This is a genomic window from Vibrio sp. D173a (assembly GCF_030248475.1).
This window is the reverse complement of record NZ_JAHGAH010001287.1, coordinates 1-852: the sequence shown is the minus strand read 5'-3', so window position 1 is coordinate 852 and position 852 is coordinate 1. Positions and strand designations below refer to the sequence as shown.

Sequence of the window (852 nt, the reverse complement as noted above, 5' to 3'; positions counted from 1 at the left end):
GACCCTATCGAGTTTGATGCAATCGATAACCGCCCTGTCGACCTACTATTTGCACTTTTGGTTCCTAGTGAGCAATGTAAAGAGCATCTAAAAACCCTTTCTTGTATGGCAGAGCGACTCAACGACAAACAAACACTGAAACAACTGCGTAATGCGCAAAGCGATCAAGAGCTTTACGACATTATGATCCAAGTGCCGACTTGCGAGCAATAACATGCGCCTTATCGTAGTCAGTGGTCAATCAGGAGCTGGGAAAAGTGTCGCGCTGCGAGTGCTTGAAGATCTCGGCTATTACTGCGTTGATAACTTACCTGTTGATCTACTCGGCAACTTTGTCGAATCCGTCAAGCAGAGCAACCAAAACGTTGCCGTAAGCATCGATATTCGCAACCTGCCTAAAGAGCCTCACCTTGTCCCCGAGACCTTAGTTCAGTTGGAAGATGCTGCCGATATCGATGTTAGCGTCCTATTTTTGGATGCCAGCAAACAAACACTGCTCAAACGCTATAGCGAGACTCGTCGTATTCACCCTCTTTCACTGGGTAATGACAAGCTTTCACTCGAGCAAGCCATTGACCTAGAGAAGCAACTGCTATCACCGCTGTCTGACCAAGCCGACATCTTGATCGACAGCAGTAACTGTAACCTTTACGAACTCAGTGAGCAGGTTCGCCTCAAGATTGAAGGGAAAGAGAAACAAGAGCTGATCATTGTTTTCCAATCGTTTGGCTTTAAATATGGCCTGCCTAGCGATGCGGATTACGTGTTTGATGTGCGCTTCTTGCCTAACCCGCACTGGGACCCCGATCTTCGACCATTAACAGGCCTCGATGCGCCGATCCACTCCTACCT

Annotated in this window: 2 protein-coding genes; both read left to right on the top strand. The window is 47.9% G+C overall.

Annotated elements, in window-relative coordinates:
• On the top strand, window positions 1-213 hold a 213-nt coding region (locus KIV40_RS32900; RefSeq protein WP_285353571.1), incomplete at its 5' end, for a PTS sugar transporter subunit IIA.
• 1 nt (window position 214) lies between these two features.
• Window positions 215-852: RNase adapter RapZ (gene rapZ, locus KIV40_RS32895; RefSeq protein WP_285353570.1), on the top strand; the 638-nt coding region annotated here is incomplete at its 3' end.